Raw genomic sequence first — 18,543 nt, forward strand, 5'->3', positions numbered from 1 at the left:
GACTCCTCTGGCGACCAACAGCCTTTGGCGCAAGTGCAAAGCGGGCGATCCGACTTGCAAGATGCTTCATTTGCGAACAAGGAATTCGGATGATGACCGCCGACAAGCTGCGACAATACCGCCAGAGCATCGATAATATTGATGCGGCCCTGGTTTATTTGCTGGCCGAGCGTTTCAAGGTTACTCAGGCCGTCGGTCAGTACAAGGCAGAAAACAGTTTGCCTGCGGCCGACCCTGCGCGGGAGGAAGCGCAGATCGCGCGCCTCAGGACGCTTGCGGTGGAGGCTGATCTCAATCCTGACTTCACCGAGAAGTTTCTGCGCTTCATCATTGATGAGGTGATCCGGCATCATACGCAAATAAAGTCCGATCTTGGCTGAAATCTTGCCGTTTTGCCACCCAGTCACTAGCTAGGGGTTATGGCAGATCCTTATACAACTCTCGGTGTTTCGCGGGGCGCGAGCGAAGCCGATATCAAGAAGGCGTATCGCAAGCTCGCCAAGGAGCTGCATCCGGATACAAACAAGGGCAATCCGAAGGCGACAGAGCGCTTTGCGGAAGTGAGCACGGCCTACGATCTGTTGTCAGACAAGGACAAGCGCGCCCAGTTCGATCGGGGCGAAATTGACGAACATGGCAATCCTGCCAACCCCTTCGCCGGATTTGGCGGGCAGCAGGGCGGATTCCGGGGCAGTTCGGGTGGCTTTCAGGGCGGCTTTGGCGATGCTGCGGCGGCGGATCTCGGAGATCTGTTTGAAGGCATCTTTGGAGGCGGGCGCAGCCGCGGCGGCGGGTTCGGGGGATTTAGCGGCCGTTCTGCCCCTCCTCCGAAGGGGCCCAACGTAGCTTATCGTCTTGCCGTCTCATTCGAAGATGCCGCCACGCTCGCGCCCCAGCGGATCACGCTGCAGGACGGAAAGACGATCGACCTGAAGTTGCCGGCTGGCGTCGAGACGGGCACACAGATGAAGCTTTCCGGCAAGGGCCAGCCCGGACCCGGCGGTGCAGGCGATGCCATTGTGACGATCGAGGTGCGCAATCATCGCCATTTCGTCCGCGATGGCGACAATGTCCGCCTGGACCTGCCGATCACGCTGAAGGAAGCGGTTCTTGGCGGCCCCGTGCGGGTTCCGACGGTTGAAGGCGCAGTCATGCTCAACATTCCCAAGGGATCGAGCTCGGGCAAGGTGCTGCGCCTGAAAGGCAAGGGTTTTACAGCCAAGGGCGGCTCGCGCGGCGATCAGCTTGTGACCCTGCTTATCGACATTCCTGCAGACGACGCCAGCCTCAGATCCTTTGCCGAAGGGTGGACTGACACGCGCAATCCGAGGTCCGGTCTCGGCTGATGCGGGATGTTTCGCCCGAATCGCCCGAAGCGAGGCGGGTGCATCCGGATGCCCACCCCCCACGATCGGGGCTACTTGGCCACATCGGGCCCGGGTCGCCGGTTTTCGAGTTCGCCCGCCGCGCCGTGGTTGGCGTTTATAACGATGGCTTCATTCATGCCGGAAATCTTGCCTATCTGACGTTGCTTGCGCTCTTTCCGTTCCTGATCATCCTGGCCGCTGCCGCGCAGTTGCTTGGCCGGCCGGCGGAAAATGCAGCAGCACTCCATTCGATTGCGCGCGCCTTTCCGCCATCGGTCGGCACCATGATTCAGTCGACGGCAGCAGAAGTCCTGACGCTCAGGACCGGACCGCTGCTCTGGTTCGGGGCTGCCATCGGCATCTGGACTGTCGGCAGCTATATCGAGACGATCCGGGAAATCCTGCGCCGGGCCTATGGCACGGACTATGCCCGCCCCTTCTGGCAATATCGGCTGATTGGCGTGGCGATCATCTTTGTCGCGGTCGGGATGCTGATTGCGGCCTTTTCAATGCAGGTTCTGCTGACGACAGCCGAAGAAGTGATCGCCCACTTCGTGCCGGCAGCCGGTTCGGTCGCAGACCGGATTGCCAGCACGCGCTTCGTTCCGATCCTGATGACCTTTGTTTCGAGCTATCTGCTCTTCTGGGCGCTCACTCCGGGCCAGTACCGCGGATTGGGCAATCCCAAATGGCCGGGGGCCATATTTGTGACGCTCTGGTGGTATCTGGCGCTGCTCCTTTTGCCAAAGGCCCTCGCACTTTTCGGCGGGTATACGCTGACTTATGGCGGACTTGCCGGGGTGATGGTCGCCATGTTGTTCTTCTGGCTGATCGGATATGGGTTCGTGATTGCAGCGCACATCAACGCAGCACTGGCAAATCCCGGCCATCATCCGCTAAAGGAGCATACAGTGTTGGACGATATTGCGGAGGCCAAGTGGCTGGATACATGAATGGCAAGCGCGGACTGATCATGGGCCTTGCCAATGATCGCAGCCTCGCCTGGGGCATCGCGAGGAAGCTGAAGGACGAGGGGGCGGAACTCGCCTTCTCCTATCAGGGGGAAGCACTTGAAAAACGGGTGCGCCCCCTTGCCGATCAACTTGGCAGCGACTTCCTGATCGACTGCGATGTTTCTGACATGGCCGCGCTGGACAAGACATTCGAAACACTTTCTGCACGATGGCCGACGATCGACTTTGTCGTTCATGCCATCGGTTTTTCCGACAAGAATGAATTGCGCGGCGGCTATGTGGATACCAGCCTCGACAATTTCCTGCTGACGATGAATGTCAGCGTCTACAGTTTTGTGGCCGTTGCACACCGGGCCCGTGCCATGATGCCGAATGGCGGCGCGCTCCTCACGCTCAGCTACTATGGCGCCGAAAAGGTGATCCCGCACTACAATGTGATGGGCGTCGCCAAGGCCGCGCTCGAAACCAGCGTCAAATATCTCGCCAATGATCTTGGCCCCTCGGGCATCCGCGTGAATGCCATTTCCGCAGGACCGATCAAGACGCTTGCGGCGTCCGGCATCGGCGATTTCCGCTACATCATGAAGTGGAACGAGTATAATTCACCGCTTCGCCGCAACGTCACGATCGAGGATGTTGGCGGCGCCGGCCTTTACCTGCTGTCGGATCTGGCCTCAGGCGTGACGGGCGAAACACATCATGTCGATGCAGGCTATCATGTGGTCGGGATGAAACAGGAAGACGCGCCGGACGTCACGCTGGCATGAGCTACAACAGCTTTGGCCATGTCTTTCGCTTCTCGACCTGGGGGGAAAGCCATGGACCGGCGCTCGGTGCGGTTGTCGACGGCTGCCCGCCCGGCCTGCCGCTCAGCGAAGCCGACATACAGCCCTTCCTTGACCGCCGCCGCCCCGGCCAGTCGAAATTCACGACGCAGCGCCAGGAGCCGGATGCCGTAAAGATCCTTTCCGGCGTCTTCGAAGGCCGGACGACCGGAACCCCGATCAGCCTGATGATCGACAATGTCGACCAGCGCTCGAAGGACTATTCCGACGTCGCAAAAGCCTATCGCCCCGGCCATGCCGATTACAGTTATGACGCCAAATACGGCCTTCGCGACTATCGTGGCGGCGGACGGTCGTCGGCGCGCGAAACAGCGGCACGGGTTGCGGCAGGCGCCGTTGCCCGCCTTGCGATTCCGGAGGTCGAGATCCTGGCCTATGTTGTCGAAATTGGCGGCGACAAGATCGATCGCGACAATTTCGAGGTGGCGCAGATCGAAAAGAACCCGTTTTTCTGCCCCGATGAGGCTGCGGCCGGACGGTGGGAGACGCTCCTCGATGATGCCCGCAAGGCCGGCTCTTCGCTGGGCGCGGTCGTCGAATGCGTCGCGCGTGGCGTGCCGGCAGGCTGGGGCGCCCCCCTCTATGCCAAGCTCGATGCCGAACTGGCTGCAGCCATGATGTCGATCAATGCCACAAAGGGGGTCGAGATCGGGGCCGGCTTCGAAGCCGCCCGGCTGCGAGGCGAGGAGAATGCGGACCGGATGCGCCCCGGCTCCAACATGCCCGAATTCCTTGCGAACAATTCTGGCGGAATTGCCGGGGGAATTTCCACAGGTCAGCCCGTTGTGGTGCGGGTTGCCTTCAAGCCCACGTCATCGATCCTCACGCCGGTGGAGACGATCACGCGCGCAGGTGAAGCGACCGAAATCGTGACCAAGGGGCGTCATGACCCGTGCGTTGGCATTCGGGGCGCGCCCGTTGTCGAGGCGATGATGGCGCTGGTGCTGGCGGACCAGAAAATGCTCCACCGCGCTCAGTGCGGGGCTTAGGCTCCGAAGTAGAGCGAATCTCGAGCGGTCGGGATAACAAAATTCGTGATTATGTTGATGATGATCAGCACGACCATCGGTGAAAAGTCGATACTGCCTGTATCAGGCAATATGCGACGGATCGGCCGATAAAGTGGCTGGGTTATGGTATCGAGTGCCCTCTGGAGCCCTCTCACAAACTCGTTGTATGTGTTGACCACATTGAACGCGATCAGGATCGAAAGCACAAACTGCGCAACGATTATTATGCTCAGAATATAGAGCAGATAGCCGATAATTCCGAGTAGCATCACTAAAATTGCCATTGATCCACGCCCTATTTGTGAACGAGCGTACCCGCGCCGCTCCGTGTGAAAATTTCCACCAACATGGCATGCGGCACGCGCCCGTCAAGGATGACCGCGGCATCGACCCCGCCTTCCACTGCCGTCACGCAGGTTTCCAGCTTTGGGATCATGCCGCCGGTAACCGTGCCGTCGGCGCGCAATGCGACAATCTTTGCCGGATCCAGATCGGTCAGGAGCGATCCATCCTTGGCAAGGACGCCGGATACATCGGTCAGGAGGAAGAGCCGGTCTGCACGCAGGGCAGCCGCAATCGCACCGGCCATGGTGTCGGCGTTGATGTTGTAGGTATGGCCGTCGGTCCCGACCCCGATCGGTGCGACTACAGGGATCATTCCGGCTGCGGAAATCGTGTCGAGTATCGTCCGGTCCACCGCCTTGGGTTCGCCGACAAAGCCGAGATCGACCACGCGTTCGATATTACTTTCCGGATCGCGGGTCGTGCGTTTGACCTTTTCGGCGGTGACAAAGCCGCCATCCTTGCCAGAAATGCCGACAGCCTTTCCACCAGCGGCCGCAATCCAGGCAACGAGCTCCTTGTTGATCGCGCCCGACAGAACCATTTCGGCAACCTTGGCCGTTTCCGCGTCGGTGACCCGAAGGCCGTCGACAAAACTTGATTCGACGCCAAGCTTCTTGAGCATGGCGCCAATCTGCGGTCCGCCGCCGTGCACGACGATGGGGTTGATCCCGACGGCTTTCATCAACACGACATCGTCGGCAAAGTCTCGGGCGGCTGCCGGATCGCCCATGGCATGCCCGCCATATTTGATCACGAAGGTCGCACCGGCATAGCGCTGCATATAGGGCAGCGCTTCTGTCAGGACCTCTGCCTTGGCGAGCGCTGATTGATCGGGTTCGTGTCTGCTCATGTTGGCGCCGCCGCTATGCGGTTGCTGCCTTTTGGTCAAGTTTCCGGCCAAAGCTCACGGCAAGCTGAATCAGCGGCGGCACCATCACGACGGACAGCACAACCTTTGCAGTGATGCCGCTGATAAGGAGCGGCAAGAGCGGCAGGACGCCAAGAAAGGCAATCGTCAGGAAGATGCCGGTATCGACAATCTGGCTGGCGACAGCCGCGATCATGCCGCGCAACCAGACCAGTTTGCCCGTACCCTCGCGCAGGGCATTGAACAGCATGACATTGAGCGTCTGGGAAATGCCGTAGGACACAAGCCCGGCAAGCATCAGTCTCGACCCTTGCCCTAGGATCCCCTTGAATGCTTCCTGCTGGCTCCAGAAGCTGGCCGCAGGCAGGGCAATGACAAGCTGGATCAGCAGCGCGGACAAGATCAGCGGGATGAACCCGTAACGCACCAGCTTTTGCGCAGTGTCTGCACCATGGAGTTCGGACACTGCGCTGGAAAGGACAACAAGCTGGAGAAACGCAAAGATGCCGGCCTCCACCGTAAGCGGCCCGATTGCGACAATCTTTGTGCCAAGCACGCCCGCCATGCAGACAAGGCCGCCATAGACGAGCGAGTAAATGAAGAGCGAACGCGGCACTTCGGCTTCTGTCACAGGGTCATGCCGCCAAAGCATGCGCGCAATTCCTGCACAAACAGGGACGGCTGTTCCATCGCCGCGAAATGACCGCCTCTCGACACTTCGTTCCAATAGACGATCTGCTTGTACCGGGTTTCCGCCCACCGCCTGGAAAGCCGCATCAGCTCCTGCGGGAACAGGCTGCAGCCTGTGGGGATCGAGATGTCGCCGCTGGCGAAGGTCCTGAAGCTGTGCCAGTAGAGTCTGGCCGATGACGCCGCCGCATTGTTCAGCCAGTACAGCATGACATTGTCGAGCAGGTGATCGCGGCTGAAGATGTTTTCCGGGTGGCTCACGCCGTCTTTGGCGCAATCGGACCAACCGTGGAATTTCTCGAGAATCCACGCCATCTGCCCCACGGGTGAATCCGCCAGACCATAGCCGACCGTCTGCGGCCGTGTTGACTGCTCGATGGAGTAGCCCGTGTCTTTCTCCTGATACCATTGGAAGCGGGCAAGGGCCGCCTTTTCGAATTCGGTCAGGTCGGTCATCATTTCGGCGGGAGGGCGGCCCACCACCATATTGATATGAATGCCCGCGCAGGCACCCAGATTCTGGGCGCCGATCGCGCAGGTGACGGCCGATCCCCAATCTCCGCCCTGGGCGAAGTAGCGCTCATAGCCAAGCGCGAGCATCAGCGAGTTCCAGGCCTGTCCGATCTTGTCCACATCCCAGCCGGGCTTGGTCGGCTTGCCCGAAAAGGCATAGCCGGGCAGCGACGGGATCACGAGGTGAAAGTCTTCAGAGAGCGGCCCGATCACGTCGATGAACTCCAGAACCGATCCCGGCCAGCCATGCGTCATGATCAATGGTCGCGCGTTGGGGTTTGCCGAGCGGACATGGATGAAATGGATATCGAGCCCGTCAATCTCGATCAGGAAATTGGGGAGCGCGTTGAGGGTCGCCTCGCAGCGCCGCCAATCATAGTCCTTCGCCCAATAGGCTGCGACCTCCTGAACATAGGCCAGGGGAATGCCCTGATCCCAATCCTCCACAGTCTCCTTCTCGGGATAGCGGGTAAGGGCCAGACGGGCCTGCAAATCATCAAGCTGGGCTTGCGGGATGTCGATTGTGAAAGGGCGGGGCGTTCCTGTCATGTCATTCTGCCTTGTTGAGTTTTGCCTTTACGGACTCGTCGGGGAACTGGTGCTTCTCTCACCGTGTCGGTACCGGTTCGGGGCCGGTCCAGTCGTAAAAGCCGCGGCCCGTCTTTTTGCCGAGCCACCCGGCCTCCACATATTTGACGAGCAGGGGTGCCGGGCGGAATTTCGGGTCGCCTGTGCCGCTATGGAGTACACGGCAGATCTCAAGACATGTGTCGAGGCCGATGAAATCGGCAAGCGTCAGCGGGCCCATCGGGTGATTGAGGCCAAGGCGGCAGGCCGTATCGATATCGCGGATCGTTGCCACGCCTTCGCCCAGCGCAAAGCAGGCCTCGTTGAGCATCGGCAGCAGCACGCGGTTGACGATGAAGCCTGGCGCGTCGTTGGCGTGGACGATTTCCTTGCCAAGACTGCGCCCATAGGCCTCGACGGCCGAGACCGTCGCATCTGCGGTGGCCAGCCCGCGGATAAGCTCGATAAGGCCCATGACCGGAACGGGGTTGAAGAAATGTACGCCCATGAACCGTGCCGGATCGGGAGACGCCTGAGCCAGCCGGGTAATCGGGATTGATGAGGTGTTCGACGCGAGGATCGCATCACCACGGAGCATTTTGCCTACATCCGCAAAGATCGCGCGCTTGATGTCCTCGCGCTCGGTTGCGGCTTCGATGACCAGATCGGCATCTGCAAACGCGGCACTGCCTGCGACAGGCTCGATCAGGGTGAGCGCGGCATCGCGCGCTTCAGCCGCAATCTTCTCCTTTTCGACGAGCCGCGCGAGGCCCTTGGCAATCCCGTCCTTGCCCGATGAGGCGCGGGCGAGATCCACGTCCGAGAGCAGGACGCGGTAGCCGGCCTGAGCCGAAACCTGCGCGATTCCGGCGCCCATCTGCCCCGCACCAACAACGCCAATTGTTTTCATCATCAGCCCCAGCCCGTTTGATTCGTCCCAGCCTTTATCGGCTGGGGCGAAACAGTGCTAGCGCGAGCCGCCGGGCACCCAAAGAATGTCGTTGCTGCCCTGATCGTTGGCGAAGCGCGAAGCGACAAACAGCCAGTCCGACAGGCGATTGAGGTAGGCCAATGCCAGCGGATTGATCGCAACTTCGCGCGCGGCCGAAATGGCGGTGCGTTCGGCTCTGCGGGTGACCGAGCGAGCGACATGCAGCGTTGTGCCGAGCGCCGACCCGCCCGGCAGGATAAAGCTGTTGAGCGGGGTCATGCCGAGGTTCATTGCATCAATCTCGGTTTCGAGCCTCGCGACTTGCGCCGCAACAATGCGAAGCGTCATCTCCCCGGGGGTAAAATCCTCGCCGGGGGTCGCAAGATCGGCGCCGAGATCGAACAGGTCATTCTGGATGGTGCGGATGCGTTCCAGCATCTCATCGCGGGCGTGGAGTGCGGCCGCGCCGATGGCGCAGTTCACTTCATCGACATCGCCGATCGCGGCCATGCGCGGCGCATCCTTCGAGATGCGGCTGCCGTCGACCAGGCCGGTCGTGCCATCGTCTCCGGTGCGGGTGTAGATCTTGTTGAGCTTGACCAAAGAGCGTCAGCCGCTGCGTGACAGGGCAAGCATCAGGACAACGATGACAATGGCCAGTGCCTGAAACGCAACGCGGCCCTGCATCATCTTGTTCTGCTTTAGGCCGGACGCGCTGGGCCCCGTTCCATCGCTCTTGAGGTCCGCCTCGGTCGTCTTCAGAAAGGCAATGATCCCGCGCACGAGCATGACGACAGCGCCAATGATGGCAAGGATCAGGAGGATGGAAAGAATGGGCATGACGCGTCCTTATTCCTCCTCAAGCGCGAATCCAACCGGAAACCGTGCCCGCCGCATGTTTTCGACAAGTTCGGCGGGATCGACCCCGCTTGAGCGCAATGCAGCAAGCGTCGGCGCCGACTTGCGCTTGGCCAGTCGTTCGCCATCACTGCCGACCACAAGGCGATGGTGATGGTAACGCGGCGACGGCAGACCCAGCAAGGCCTGCAGCAGCCGGTGGAGGTGCGTCGCGGCGAACAGGTCCCGTCCGCGAACCACATCGGTCACGCCCTGCGCCGCATCGTCAACAACAACCGATAGATGATAGCTTGTCCCGGCATCCTTGCGGGCAAGAATGGCATCGCCGAGGAGTGCAGGATCGGCAGCGATCCGGCCCTTCGCGTCGTCCTCCCATGCGAGCGGTCCGGTCATGGCCAGCGCCGCTGCAGTGTCGAGCCGCCAGCTCCAGGGCAGCGCCGTATCGGCATCGACAGCACGGCGGCGACAGGTTCCGGGATAGAGCGCGCCCATCGGCCCTTGAGGTGCAGACGCTGCAGCGGCAATGTCTGATCGTGTGCAGATGCATCGGTAAAGCAGGCCCTTGGCCTCAAGCGCTGCAATGGCCGCGGCATAGGCGGACATCCGCTGGGACTGGACCATGACCTCCCCGTCCCAGTCGAGGCCGAGCCAGCGAAGGTCCTCGAAAACTGCCTCGACATGTTCGGGGTGGCACCGGCTGATGTCGATATCCTCGATCCTGAGGAAGAAGCGACCTGAGTGCGACCGCGCGAAATCATGCGCGCGCATCGCTGACCAGGCATGGCCGAGATGAAGGCGCCCCGTCGGGCTGGGGGCAAAGCGGGTTACAATATCTTTGTGCATTTTCGCCCTTGACCCCATCATATGGTAAATGCTGTCATGCGCGTGTCATGTGAAGCGGCGAAAGCGCGCATGCAACAGGCGAAAGGGGTTGGTCGGCCATGTATCACCCGGATCTTATCCGCCATCCGGATGGCTGCCCTGCACTTGTGCTCAATGCGGATTACACGCCTCTCAGCTATTACCCCCTGTCGCTCTGGCCCTGGCAGACGGCCGTCAAGGCCGTGTTTCTTGACCGGGTGGATATCGTCGAGGAGTATCAACGCGAAGTGCACAGCAGCACTTTCGCGATGAAGCTGCCTTCGGTCATTGCCCTGAAGCAATATGTCCGGCCGTCGCAGCATCCTGCCTTCACCCGTTTCAACCTCTTCCTGCGCGACCGGTTCCAGTGCCAATATTGCGGCAGCCCGAAAGACCTGACGTTCGATCATGTGATTCCGCGGGCGCAGGGCGGCCGCACGACATGGGAAAATGTGGCCACGGCCTGCTCGCCCTGCAATCTCAAAAAGGGCGGGCGCACGCCAAGGCAGGCGCATATGGTGCTTCACACCCAGCCGATCCGCCCCACCAGCTGGCAGTTGCAGGATCAGGGCCGCAGCTTCCCGCCCAACTATCTCCACGAAAGCTGGCGGGACTGGCTTTATTGGGACATCGAACTCGAGGCTTGATCGGCTCCTTGTCCCGTCGCATTGCGGCGCATCAACCAGAGTAAGGAGCCGTATGATGATCGAAGCCGAATGGTGGGACTATGACGACATGGACGAGCTTGCCGAGGCCGTTGCAGGCGATGTCGCCTTCATCATCGAATCGGCGATTGATGCACGCGGTTCTGCGGTGATTGCGCTCGCTGGCGGAAAGACGCCCGGACCCATCCTTGAAAAGCTCGCGCAAGCGAAGATCGACTGGAAGCGCGTGACCATCTTCCCGACTGACGAGCGGATTGTCCCGCTGGACGATCCGATGTGTAATGTCGCCGGCCTCGCCCGCATCTTCCTGCCGAAGGGCGCGCGCGTCGTGCCGATCATTTCGGAGAAAGCCGCAGACTACAAGGCTGCGGGCGGAGCGGCATCGTCACGGATCAGCGATTTTCACTGGCCGCCGGATCTTGTCTGGTTGGGCGTGGGAGAAGACGGACATACCGCCTCGATCTTCAACGGGCCCGACCTGGAGGATGCCCTGCATGCCCCGGCAGAGCGCAAGGCCGTGGGCGTCATGCCCGATCCCTTGCCACCCGAAGCGCCTGTGGCCCGTGTGACCCTGACCCGTAATGCAATCCAGTCGGCCAAGTCCCTCGTCATCGTCCTCACCGGGAACAAAAAGCGCAAGCTGCTTGAGCAAGCCATCAAGGACGGGGATAGTTCGCCCCTGCCTGTCGGTCGTGTGCTCGCCGGTCTTGAGACACCGGTCGATATTCATTGGTGCGAAGGATAGGGCATATGGCACGTGCGGCACGGATCAGCGAACAGGGCGGGCCAGAAGTCATCCGGTGGATCGATCAGGACCTGCCCCCGCCCCCGCCCGGGCAGGTGCGGATGCGCAACACGGCCATCGGCCTCAACTATATCGACACCTATCATCGCGACGGCACCTATCCGATCCCCCTGCCAAATGGTCTCGGCATCGAAGCAGCGGGCGTGGTCGAAGCAGTGGGCGATGGCGTCAACGATTTCGTGCCAGGGGACAGGGTGTGTACCTTTGGCCCGATCCTGGGGGCCTATGCGACCGCGCGAAACCTTCCGGCTGCCGCTCTCTTTCCCATTCCGGAAGACATAAGCGACGACGTTGCTGCCGCTGGACTGCTGAAGGGTTGCACGACGGAATTTCTTGTCGAGCGGTGCGCCCGGGTGCAGGCGCAATGGCCGGTGCTGGTCCATGCAGCGGCCGGTGGCGTCGGCCTGTTGCTCGTCCAGTGGCTGAAACATGTCGGCGCGACTGTCATCGGCACCGTCAGCACGCCGGACAAGGCCGTACTCGCCAAGGACGCAGGCGCCGATCATGTGCTCTTCTACAAATCGGAAGACGTTGCTGCCCGTGTCCGCGACATCACCGCTGGGGCCGGTGTTCGGGTCTCGTTCGACGGCATTGGCATGAGCACATGGGAGACCTCGCTCGCTGCGACAGGCAGGCGGGGCATGATTGTCAGCTATGGCAACGCGGGCGGGCCGGTGTCCGGGGTCAATCTTGGCGTGCTCGCGCAAAAGGGGTCGCTGTTCGTCACCCGGCCGACTCTTTTCGACTATTACGCCGACCCAGCCGAACGCCAGGCCGGCGCAGACTATGTCTTCGACATGTTTCGGCAGGGCGTGATCAGCGCCAATATCGGCCAGACCTATGCGCTCGAAGACGTTGCTCAGGCACATCGGGATCTGGAAGCCGGGAAAACGGTTGGAGCGACGATCCTGCGGCCATGAAGCACTTTGCCCTGCACCATGTCGCGCTGTTTCTGGCAGCGATCTTCACCCTTCCGGCGGTACCTGCCAGGGCTGGTGAAACACAAGTGGCCGTTGCCGCCAATTTCACTGAGCCCGCAAAGGAGATCGCGGCTGCATTCCAGCGGGCGACCGGCCACAAGGCCGTGTTGAGCTTCGGCGCTTCGGGTGCATTCTACACGCAGATTTCCCACGGCGCTCCGTTCGAAGTCTTCCTTTCAGCCGATGCAGAACGGCCACTGAAAGCCGAACAGGATGGCCTCGCAGTTTCAAGGTCACGCTTTACCTATGCCATTGGGCGGATCGTTCTCTATTCGGTCACACCGGGGCTGGTCGATGCCAAAGGCGCTGTGCTGAGACGTGGCGGGTTTGACAAGATCGCAATCGCTGATCCGGCGACGGCCCCCTACGGTGTGGCCGCTGTCCAGACGCTGCAGAAGCTTGGCGTCTATCCCGCCGTATCGCCAAGGATCGTGAAGGGCAGTTCGATTGCGCAGGCTTATCAGTTCGTTGCAACTGGCGCGGCGGACATGGGGTTTGTCGCGTTGAGCCAGCTGGTCAATGTGTCGGGCGGATCGCGCTGGGTCGTGCCCAAGGCGTTGCATGCGCCTATCGAGCAGCAGGCAATTCTCCTGAAGACAGGTGCAACGAATCGGGCTGCACGAGCGTTTCTGGCGTTCCTGAAATCGCGCCAGGCTATCGCGATAATCCAGCGATACGGGTATGAGACGCATCGATGAACCTCGTCATCCTGACGACGATTGAACTCGCAGCCGTGACGACACTGTTGCTTCTCCTGCTCGGGACGCCGCTCGCATGGTGGCTTGCCCGGTCGAGAAGCGGCTGGAAGGAGATTGTCGGCGCTCTGACGGCGCTGCCCCTTGTCCTGCCGCCTACAGTGATCGGCTTTTATGTCCTCATAGCGCTCGGCCCTCAAAGCCCCTTGATGGCTCTTCTGCACCCATTCGGCATCCGGACGCTTGCCTTCACCTTTTCCGGGCTCGTGATCGGATCGCTTTTCTATTCCCTGCCTTTCGCCGTCCAGCCGTTGCGGACGGCCTTCGAAGCCATAGGGAGCCGCCCGCTCGAGATCGCCGCGACCATGGGCGCCGGGCCGGTCGACCGTTTCTTTCACGTTGCCGTTCCGCTGGCACGGAGGGGATTCCTGTCGGCCGCGATTCTCGTCTTTGCACACACCATTGGCGAGTTTGGTGTTGTGCTCATGATCGGCGGCGCGATTCCGGGGAAGACCGAAGTCTTGTCGACGCGAATCTATCAGCTTGTGGAAAGTCTCCAGTTCGCAGAAGCGCACGCCATTGCCGGTGGCATGGTCGTCTTTGCCTTTGTGGCGTTGCTGTCCTTGCTGCTGGTCGAACGCAGGATCGCCGGGGTGCGGCCATGACCATTGCTGTTCGGCTCCACGCGCGGATCAGCGCTGATTTTTCGCTCGATATCGATATTGCGATACCCGCACAGGGCGTGACGGCGCTGCTTGGACCTTCGGGGTCCGGCAAGACCAGTGTGCTGCGCGCCCTTGCCGGGCTTGACCGTCATCCCGGCACCATCCGCTTCGGCGAGATCCTTTGGCAGGATCATGAGACCTTCGTGCCGCCGCATCGACGCCACGTCGGGTACGTTTTTCAGGGGGCAGGGCTCCTGCCCCACCTGACTGTGCGGCAAAATCTTTCCTTCGCGATTGCCCGTGCGCCCGAGGGGCCATTCGCGCTCGATGACATGATCGCGCGAACGGGCATCGGTGCCCTGCTCGACCGGGCCCCGGACCGTCTTTCAGGCGGAGAGGCGCAGCGCGCAGGGATCGCCCGCGCGCTCATGTCGCAGCCGCAATTGCTCCTGATGGATGAGCCGCTTTCAGGTCTCGACCGGGAGGCGCGGGCCGCTTTGCTCGGCGCGCTTGAGGATTTGCTCAGCGATATCGCCATACCCGTCGTCTATGTGACGCACGACATTGAAGAAGCGGCGCGGCTGGCGGTGCAATCGATCCGGCTCAAGGCGGGGCGCGTCGCGCCTTAGCCGAGCGACTCGACAACTTCGGCCAGCGTCAGCCAGCGCTCTTCGGCCGCATCCTTTTCTGCCCTAGCCTGCTCTAGGGCCTTGGTAAGTGCGGCAAAGCGGTCCGGATCGCGGGCATAGAGTGTGGCGTCTGACAGCAAGGCCTCATCCCTGGCAATGGCGGCCTCGATCTCGGCGATGCGCGCCGGAAGCAGGTCATAGTCGCGCTGGTCCTTGTAGCTGAGTTTCTTGGGCGTCGCTCCTGTGGAGGCAGGGACCTCTGGGGCTCTGGCTTCCCGAGCTGCCCCTTGCCTGCGCAGGGGTGTCGCGTTCCTGACGCGCTTGCGTTCCCAATCGGCATAGCCGCCAGCGATGATGTCGACCTTGCCCGAGCCGTCGAGGCCCAGAGTCAAGGTCACAGTCCGATCGAGAAAGTCGCGATCGTGGCTGACGATCAGGACAGTTCCGTCATAGTCGGCAATGACTTCCTGGAGCAGGTCGAGCGTTTCCAGGTCAAGATCGTTGGTCGGCTCGTCGAGGACCAGCAGATTGGAGGCACGAGCAAACTCGCGTGCGAGCAACAGGCGCGATTGTTCGCCGCCCGATAATGTCCCTACGCGCGCATCGGCAAGGCCGGGCTCAAACAGGAACTCCTTCAGATAACCCTGTATGTGTTTCTTGACGCCGCGCACTTCGATCCAGTCCCCACCTTCGCACAGAACGTCGCGCACGGTCTTTTCTGGCGAAAGCAAAGCCCGCTGCTGGTCGATCACGATCCCGTTCAGGGTCTTGGCCAGTGTGACCGTGCCACTGTCCGGCGCAAGTTCGCCGGTCAGTAGTTTGAGGAGCGTCGTCTTGCCGGCACCGTTTGCACCAACGATGCCGATCCGGTCCCCGCGCTGGATCCGCAAGGTGAAGTTCCGGATGATCGTCCGGTCTCCAAAGGATTTTCCGACGCCGTCCGCCACGATGACGGATTTGGACCGGACATCGTCGCTGGCAATGCCGAGCTTGGCAGCACCCGGCGGCCCGAGCATCGCCGCGCGTTGTGCGCGCATCTGGTTGAGTTTTTCGAGTCGACCCTGATTGCGCCTGCGCCGGGCCGTGACGCCGCGCTCAAGCCAATGAAGCTCAAGCTTAAGCTTCGCATCGAGCTTCTCGGCGGCGCGCGCTTCTTCGGCATAGACCGCCTCCATCCAGCGCTCGAAACCACCGAATCCGATCTCGGATCGGCGGATCTTGCCGCGATCGAGCCACAGGGTCGATCGCGTCAGGCGAGTAAGGAACGTCCGGTCATGCGAAATCGCAATGAAAGCGCCGGTGTATCGCCCGAGCCAGTCCTCGAGCCAGTCGATGGCGGCAAGGTCGAGATGGTTGGTGGGCTCATCGAGCAGCAGGACATCGGGGTCCATTGCCAGCGCGCGCGCGATTGCCGCGCGTCGCCGTTCGCCCCCGCTTGCACTTTGCGCCTCGCGCGAAAGATCGATCCCGATCTGGTCGGCAATCGCTTCCACATCGTGCGCCGCCGGGCCGTCTGCGCCGCTTATGGCGAAATCGCGCAGTGTCGCAAAGCCGCCAAGGGCGGGCTCCTGCTCGAGCAGGACGACCTTCGTTCCTGGCACAATCGAGCGTCGGCCCTTGTCGGCTTCGATCTGGTTCGCGAGCAGTTTGAAGAGCGTGGTCTTGCCCGCTCCATTTCGCCCGATCAGTGCAAGCCGGTCGCGCTCGCCGATGAAAATGTCGAGATCCTGGAAGAGCCAGCCCGATCCCTGGACGAGGCCGAGGCCTTCATAGGCGAGTATGGGCGCGGACATGTCGGGTTCCTGATCGGTTGATATGGCGAAAAGCCATTCATGGCCTATTCAATGGCCGCGCCCTATGCCAAGACCCTATGGCAATGTTCAAACCTTTTATTTTTGCGCTTTCGCTTTCAGGGCTCCTGGTGATTCCCGCCGAGGCCCAAAAGGCGCGCAGAGTGGAACAGGATGCTGCTTTTCAGGCCACTCGCCAGGGTGCCGTGCGGTCGCTGCGCGCCATCGAGAACGAAATCGTTCCCGAAATGAAGGAGCGCGGAGCCGATTATATCGGCGCCGAGTTCGATGGAGACAACCTGCTTTATCGCCTGAAATTCATGCAGGGCAAGAACGTGATCTGGATTGATGTGGACGGGCCAACCGGTACAATCAAGAGAACGTCCGGCAAATGATCTATTGGCGGCCCATTGGGGGAGATTATCCTTGCGCGTTTTGATCGTAGAAGATGAACCGACTCTCGGCGCCCAGCTCAAGAACACACTTGAAGGCGCCGGTTATGCCGTGGACCTCGCCACCGATGGCGAAGACGGGCATTATCTGGGCTCGACCGAAAGCTATGATGCAGTGATCCTTGATCTTGGCCTGCCCGAAATCGATGGGCTCACCGTGCTCGATCGCTGGCGCAAGGAAGGCAAGGTCATGCCCGTGCTGGTCCTGACGGCACGAGACAGCTGGTCGGACAAGGTCGCAGGCCTGGATGGCGGTGCCGATGACTATATGGCAAAGCCGTTTCAGACGCAGGAGCTTATTGCCCGCTTGCGCGCCTTGATCCGCCGAGCCAGCGGCAATGCGTCGTCCGAACTGATTGCGGGCGACGTCCGCCTCGATACGCGTTCTGGTCGCGTCACGCTTGCGGGAGAGCCGGTCAAGATGACTGCGCAGGAATACAAGCTCCTGTCCTACCTTCTGCATCACAAGGGCAAGGTCGTTTCACGGACCGAGTTGATCGAGCATATCTACGATCAGGATTTCGACCGCGATTCGAACACGATCGAGGTTTTTGTCACACGTATCCGCAAGAAACTTGGTGCCGATGTCATCACGACCATCCGCGGCCTTGGCTACAGTCTCGAAGACCCTGCCTGACAGGGCAGCTCTCAAGCGTGGCGGCTGGCAGATAGGCGGCTGGCGTCTGCGGCTTGCCAGCGGGTCGCTGAGCCGGCGCATGATCGGCATTGCCGCAGCATGGATTTTTCTCCTGCTGCTCGGCGGGGGCTTAGCGCTTGACCGGGTCCTGTCCAATGCCATCACGCGAAATTTTGATGACGGACAACAGTTCGTGCTGACCTCTATGGTGGCCGCTGCCGAAATTGACGATTTCGGGGAAGTGCGCCTCAATCGTCCGCTCGGGGACCAACGCTTTCTTGAACCCAATTCGGGTTTTTATTGGCAGATCGCTGGAGAAGGCTATGCGCCGTTCCGGTCACGCTCGCTTTGGGATCGCGCGCTTATAGTTCGGGGCGGCCATTCGGATGACAACATCCACGTCTATGACAGCAATGAATTTCCCGAAGAAACGATCCGCGTAGCTGAGCGGGACATTGTTCTTCCCGGCTCGCCGACCGTCTGGCGGTTTCAGGTCGCGCAAAGCCGCGACGTGCTCGATGACCAGATCGGTACACTCAGGAAGACGCTTGTCCGAAGCTTCGCGCTGCTTGGGCTTGGGCTGATCGTCATGGCGGCGCTTCAGACCCTTTACGGCCTCTGGCCGCTGCGTTCGCTTCGGCAGGCAATTGCCGAAATGCGAGCCGGTCGGGCAAATCGGATCGAGGAGCATGAACTGCCGGATGAAGTGGCGCCTCTCGTGGAGGAATTGAACGGGCTGCTCTTCCATAACGAAACCCAGGCAGAGGAAGCGCGTCGTCATGCCGGCAACCTTGCCCATGCACTGAAAACGCCGTTGACCGTTATCATGAATGCCGCAACGGCGCACGCGAGCGATCTGAGCGAAACAGTGATCCGTGAGGCCACGACCATGCGCAGGCAGGTCGACCATCATCTCGCCCGCGCGCGCGCCGTCGGCCGCCGGGGCAATGTGCACAGCCGGGCGGAAGTCTGGAACAGCCTTGAATCGGTCGAACGGGCGGTGTCGCGCCTTTATCCCGACGTCCGGTTCGACATGGACGGCAACAAATCGCTTTCAGTCCATGTCGAGCGGCAGGATCTTGATGAAATGCTCGGCAATCTGATCGAAAACGCAGCAAAATATGGCGGCGGCAGCGTGTTCGTGACGGTCGGCACAGCTGGGCCGATGGCGGAAATCCTGGTCGAGGATGACGGCCTTGGCATTTCTGCGGAAGATCGGGACAAGCTTTTCAATCGGGGTGTGCGGCTCGATTCATCAAAGCCGGGCACGGGCCTTGGCCTCGCGATCGTGCGCGATGTCGCCGAAATCTATGGTGGTTCGATCACGCTTGAGGAAAGCGAGGACATGGGCGGTGTCCTTGCGCGGTTGCGCTTGCCCTTGGCCGCCTGACGCGCC

23 protein-coding genes are annotated in these 18,543 nt (G+C 61.1%); 14 read left to right on the plus strand and 9 right to left on the minus strand.

What is annotated here, in order from left to right:
- Positions 1–89: 89 nt before the first annotated feature.
- The 5 genes from K0O24_RS04190 to aroC are packed head-to-tail and all read left to right on the plus strand — an operon-like array spanning position 90 to position 4,175.
- Positions 90–380, plus strand: a complete 291-nt coding sequence (locus tag K0O24_RS04190; RefSeq protein WP_425514763.1) for a chorismate mutase — start codon at positions 90–92, stop codon at positions 378–380.
- A 39-nt stretch (positions 381–419) separates the two neighbouring features.
- Positions 420–1,346, plus strand: a complete 927-nt coding sequence (locus tag K0O24_RS04195; RefSeq protein WP_219894584.1) for a DnaJ C-terminal domain-containing protein — start codon at positions 420–422, stop codon at positions 1,344–1,346.
- Positions 1,346–2,320 carry a YihY/virulence factor BrkB family protein gene (locus K0O24_RS04200; protein WP_219894585.1) on the plus strand — a complete coding sequence of 325 codons (975 nt, stop codon included), beginning with the start codon at positions 1,346–1,348 and terminating at the stop codon, positions 2,318–2,320. The genes K0O24_RS04195 and K0O24_RS04200 overlap by 1 nt, the downstream gene beginning before the upstream one ends.
- Entirely contained in the window at positions 2,317–3,108 is a 792-nt protein-coding gene (gene fabI / locus K0O24_RS04205; protein ID WP_219894586.1) for an enoyl-ACP reductase FabI, read from the plus strand. The genes K0O24_RS04200 and fabI overlap by 4 nt, the downstream gene beginning before the upstream one ends.
- Positions 3,105–4,175: a chorismate synthase gene (aroC, locus tag K0O24_RS04210; RefSeq protein ID WP_219894587.1), complete on the plus strand. Its 1,071-nt coding sequence runs from the start codon at positions 3,105–3,107 to the stop codon at positions 4,173–4,175. The genes fabI and aroC overlap by 4 nt, the downstream gene beginning before the upstream one ends.
- Here the strand turns inward: aroC and K0O24_RS04215 are convergent.
- The 8 genes from K0O24_RS04215 to gluQRS are packed head-to-tail and all read right to left on the minus strand — an operon-like array spanning position 4,172 to position 9,811.
- Positions 4,172–4,480: a YggT family protein gene (locus K0O24_RS04215; protein WP_246611123.1), complete on the minus strand. Its 309-nt coding sequence runs from the start codon at positions 4,478–4,480 to the stop codon at positions 4,172–4,174. The genes aroC and K0O24_RS04215 overlap by 4 nt on opposite strands.
- Positions 4,481–4,491: 11 nt before the next feature.
- Entirely contained in the window at positions 4,492–5,391 is a 900-nt protein-coding gene (gene argB / locus K0O24_RS04220; RefSeq protein WP_219894588.1) for an acetylglutamate kinase, read from the minus strand.
- Positions 5,392–5,404: 13 nt separating this feature from the next.
- The gene (locus K0O24_RS04225; protein WP_219894589.1) at positions 5,405–6,061 is read right to left on the minus strand and encodes a queuosine precursor transporter; all 657 of its coding nucleotides are present in this window, start codon (positions 6,059–6,061) and stop codon (positions 5,405–5,407) included.
- Positions 6,037–7,161 (minus strand): epoxide hydrolase family protein, encoded by a 1,125-nt coding sequence (locus K0O24_RS04230; protein WP_219894590.1) that lies wholly within the window; start codon positions 7,159–7,161, stop codon positions 6,037–6,039. Before K0O24_RS04230 ends, K0O24_RS04225 begins: the two co-directional genes overlap by 25 nt.
- 58 nt (positions 7,162–7,219) lie before the next feature.
- Complete coding sequence (locus K0O24_RS04235; RefSeq protein WP_219895464.1) at positions 7,220–8,089, minus strand: 3-hydroxyacyl-CoA dehydrogenase NAD-binding domain-containing protein; 870 nt, start codon at positions 8,087–8,089, stop codon at positions 7,220–7,222.
- Positions 8,090–8,146: 57 nt separating this feature from the next.
- Positions 8,147–8,713, minus strand: a complete 567-nt coding sequence (locus tag K0O24_RS04240; protein WP_219894591.1) for a cob(I)yrinic acid a,c-diamide adenosyltransferase — start codon at positions 8,711–8,713, stop codon at positions 8,147–8,149.
- A 6-nt stretch (positions 8,714–8,719) separates the two neighbouring features.
- On the minus strand, positions 8,720–8,950 hold the full coding sequence (locus K0O24_RS04245) for a twin transmembrane helix small protein (protein ID WP_219894592.1): 231 nt from the start codon (positions 8,948–8,950) through the stop codon (positions 8,720–8,722).
- Positions 8,951–8,959: 9 nt separating this feature from the next.
- A complete protein-coding gene (gene gluQRS, locus K0O24_RS04250; protein ID WP_219894593.1) occupies positions 8,960–9,811 on the minus strand; it encodes a tRNA glutamyl-Q(34) synthetase GluQRS in 852 nt (283 codons plus the stop codon).
- 98 nt (positions 9,812–9,909) lie between these two features.
- Here gluQRS and K0O24_RS04255 point away from each other — a divergent pair, with 98 nt between their 5' ends.
- From K0O24_RS04255 to K0O24_RS04280, 6 genes are read left to right on the plus strand one after another with little or no spacing between them, the layout of a single operon-like run.
- A complete protein-coding gene (locus K0O24_RS04255; RefSeq protein WP_219894594.1) occupies positions 9,910–10,476 on the plus strand; it encodes an HNH endonuclease in 567 nt (188 codons plus the stop codon).
- 55 nt (positions 10,477–10,531) lie between these two features.
- Positions 10,532–11,239, plus strand: coding sequence for a 6-phosphogluconolactonase (pgl, locus tag K0O24_RS04260; RefSeq protein WP_219895465.1), 708 nt, complete (start codon positions 10,532–10,534; stop codon positions 11,237–11,239).
- 5 nt (positions 11,240–11,244) lie between these two features.
- Complete coding sequence (locus K0O24_RS04265; RefSeq protein WP_219894595.1) at positions 11,245–12,219, plus strand: quinone oxidoreductase family protein; 975 nt, start codon at positions 11,245–11,247, stop codon at positions 12,217–12,219.
- Complete coding sequence (modA, locus tag K0O24_RS04270; protein ID WP_219894596.1) at positions 12,216–12,977, plus strand: molybdate ABC transporter substrate-binding protein; 762 nt, start codon at positions 12,216–12,218, stop codon at positions 12,975–12,977. Before K0O24_RS04265 ends, modA begins: the two co-directional genes overlap by 4 nt.
- Positions 12,974–13,639: a molybdate ABC transporter permease subunit gene (gene modB / locus K0O24_RS04275; protein ID WP_219894597.1), complete on the plus strand. Its 666-nt coding sequence runs from the start codon at positions 12,974–12,976 to the stop codon at positions 13,637–13,639. The genes modA and modB overlap by 4 nt, the downstream gene beginning before the upstream one ends.
- A complete protein-coding gene (locus tag K0O24_RS04280; protein ID WP_219894598.1) occupies positions 13,636–14,268 on the plus strand; it encodes an ATP-binding cassette domain-containing protein in 633 nt (210 codons plus the stop codon). The genes modB and K0O24_RS04280 overlap by 4 nt, the downstream gene beginning before the upstream one ends.
- Here the strand turns inward: K0O24_RS04280 and K0O24_RS04285 are convergent.
- Complete coding sequence (locus K0O24_RS04285; protein WP_219894599.1) at positions 14,265–16,061, minus strand: ABC-F family ATP-binding cassette domain-containing protein; 1,797 nt, start codon at positions 16,059–16,061, stop codon at positions 14,265–14,267. The genes K0O24_RS04280 and K0O24_RS04285 overlap by 4 nt on opposite strands.
- 83 nt (positions 16,062–16,144) lie before the next feature.
- On the opposite strand from K0O24_RS04285, the gene K0O24_RS04290 reads away from it, so the two are divergent.
- The 3 genes from K0O24_RS04290 (at position 16,145) to K0O24_RS04300 (ending at position 18,537) form a co-directional block, all read left to right on the plus strand.
- Positions 16,145–16,453, plus strand: coding sequence for a hypothetical protein (locus tag K0O24_RS04290; RefSeq protein ID WP_219894600.1), 309 nt, complete (start codon positions 16,145–16,147; stop codon positions 16,451–16,453).
- 31 nt (positions 16,454–16,484) lie between these two features.
- Entirely contained in the window at positions 16,485–17,147 is a 663-nt protein-coding gene (locus tag K0O24_RS04295; protein WP_219894601.1) for a response regulator transcription factor, read from the plus strand.
- Positions 17,148–17,226: 79 nt separating this feature from the next.
- Positions 17,227–18,537, plus strand: a complete 1,311-nt coding sequence (locus tag K0O24_RS04300; protein ID WP_219895466.1) for a sensor histidine kinase — start codon at positions 17,227–17,229, stop codon at positions 18,535–18,537.
- The last annotated feature ends 6 nt before the right edge of the window (positions 18,538–18,543 follow it).

The organism is Aquisediminimonas profunda, assembly GCF_019443285.1.
Classification (GTDB): Bacteria; Pseudomonadota; Alphaproteobacteria; order Sphingomonadales; family Sphingomonadaceae; genus Aquisediminimonas; species Aquisediminimonas profunda.

Bases quoted from the DNA above. Each gene is read 5' to 3' on its own strand.
- K0O24_RS04245 (WP_219894592.1), bottom strand. From the start codon at position 8,950: ATGCCCATTCTTTCCATCCTCCTGATCCTTGCCATCATTGGCGCTGTC.
- K0O24_RS04280 (WP_219894598.1), top strand. From the start codon at position 13,636: ATGACCATTGCTGTTCGGCTCCACGCGCGGATCAGCGCTGATTTTTCG.
- pgl (WP_219895465.1), top strand. From the start codon at position 10,532: ATGATCGAAGCCGAATGGTGGGACTATGACGACATGGACGAGCTTGCC.
- modB (WP_219894597.1), top strand. From the start codon at position 12,974: ATGAACCTCGTCATCCTGACGACGATTGAACTCGCAGCCGTGACGACA.
- K0O24_RS04290 (WP_219894600.1), top strand. From the start codon at position 16,145: ATGTTCAAACCTTTTATTTTTGCGCTTTCGCTTTCAGGGCTCCTGGTG.
- K0O24_RS04265 (WP_219894595.1), top strand. From the start codon at position 11,245: ATGGCACGTGCGGCACGGATCAGCGAACAGGGCGGGCCAGAAGTCATC.
- K0O24_RS04200 (WP_219894585.1), top strand. From the start codon at position 1,346: ATGCGGGATGTTTCGCCCGAATCGCCCGAAGCGAGGCGGGTGCATCCG.
- K0O24_RS04215 (WP_246611123.1), bottom strand. From the start codon at position 4,480: ATGGCAATTTTAGTGATGCTACTCGGAATTATCGGCTATCTGCTCTAT.
- K0O24_RS04235 (WP_219895464.1), bottom strand. From the start codon at position 8,089: ATGAAAACAATTGGCGTTGTTGGTGCGGGGCAGATGGGCGCCGGAATC.
- K0O24_RS04300 (WP_219895466.1), top strand. From the start codon at position 17,227: ATGATCGGCATTGCCGCAGCATGGATTTTTCTCCTGCTGCTCGGCGGG.
- aroC (WP_219894587.1), top strand. From the start codon at position 3,105: ATGAGCTACAACAGCTTTGGCCATGTCTTTCGCTTCTCGACCTGGGGG.
- gluQRS (WP_219894593.1), bottom strand. From the start codon at position 9,811: ATGCACAAAGATATTGTAACCCGCTTTGCCCCCAGCCCGACGGGGCGC.
- K0O24_RS04195 (WP_219894584.1), top strand. From the start codon at position 420: ATGGCAGATCCTTATACAACTCTCGGTGTTTCGCGGGGCGCGAGCGAA.
- K0O24_RS04285 (WP_219894599.1), bottom strand. From the start codon at position 16,061: ATGTCCGCGCCCATACTCGCCTATGAAGGCCTCGGCCTCGTCCAGGGA.
- K0O24_RS04230 (WP_219894590.1), bottom strand. From the start codon at position 7,161: ATGACAGGAACGCCCCGCCCTTTCACAATCGACATCCCGCAAGCCCAG.
- argB (WP_219894588.1), bottom strand. From the start codon at position 5,391: ATGAGCAGACACGAACCCGATCAATCAGCGCTCGCCAAGGCAGAGGTC.
- fabI (WP_219894586.1), top strand. From the start codon at position 2,317: ATGAATGGCAAGCGCGGACTGATCATGGGCCTTGCCAATGATCGCAGC.
- K0O24_RS04190 (WP_425514763.1), top strand. From the start codon at position 90: ATGATGACCGCCGACAAGCTGCGACAATACCGCCAGAGCATCGATAAT.
- K0O24_RS04225 (WP_219894589.1), bottom strand. From the start codon at position 6,061: ATGCTTTGGCGGCATGACCCTGTGACAGAAGCCGAAGTGCCGCGTTCG.
- K0O24_RS04255 (WP_219894594.1), top strand. From the start codon at position 9,910: ATGTATCACCCGGATCTTATCCGCCATCCGGATGGCTGCCCTGCACTT.
- modA (WP_219894596.1), top strand. From the start codon at position 12,216: ATGAAGCACTTTGCCCTGCACCATGTCGCGCTGTTTCTGGCAGCGATC.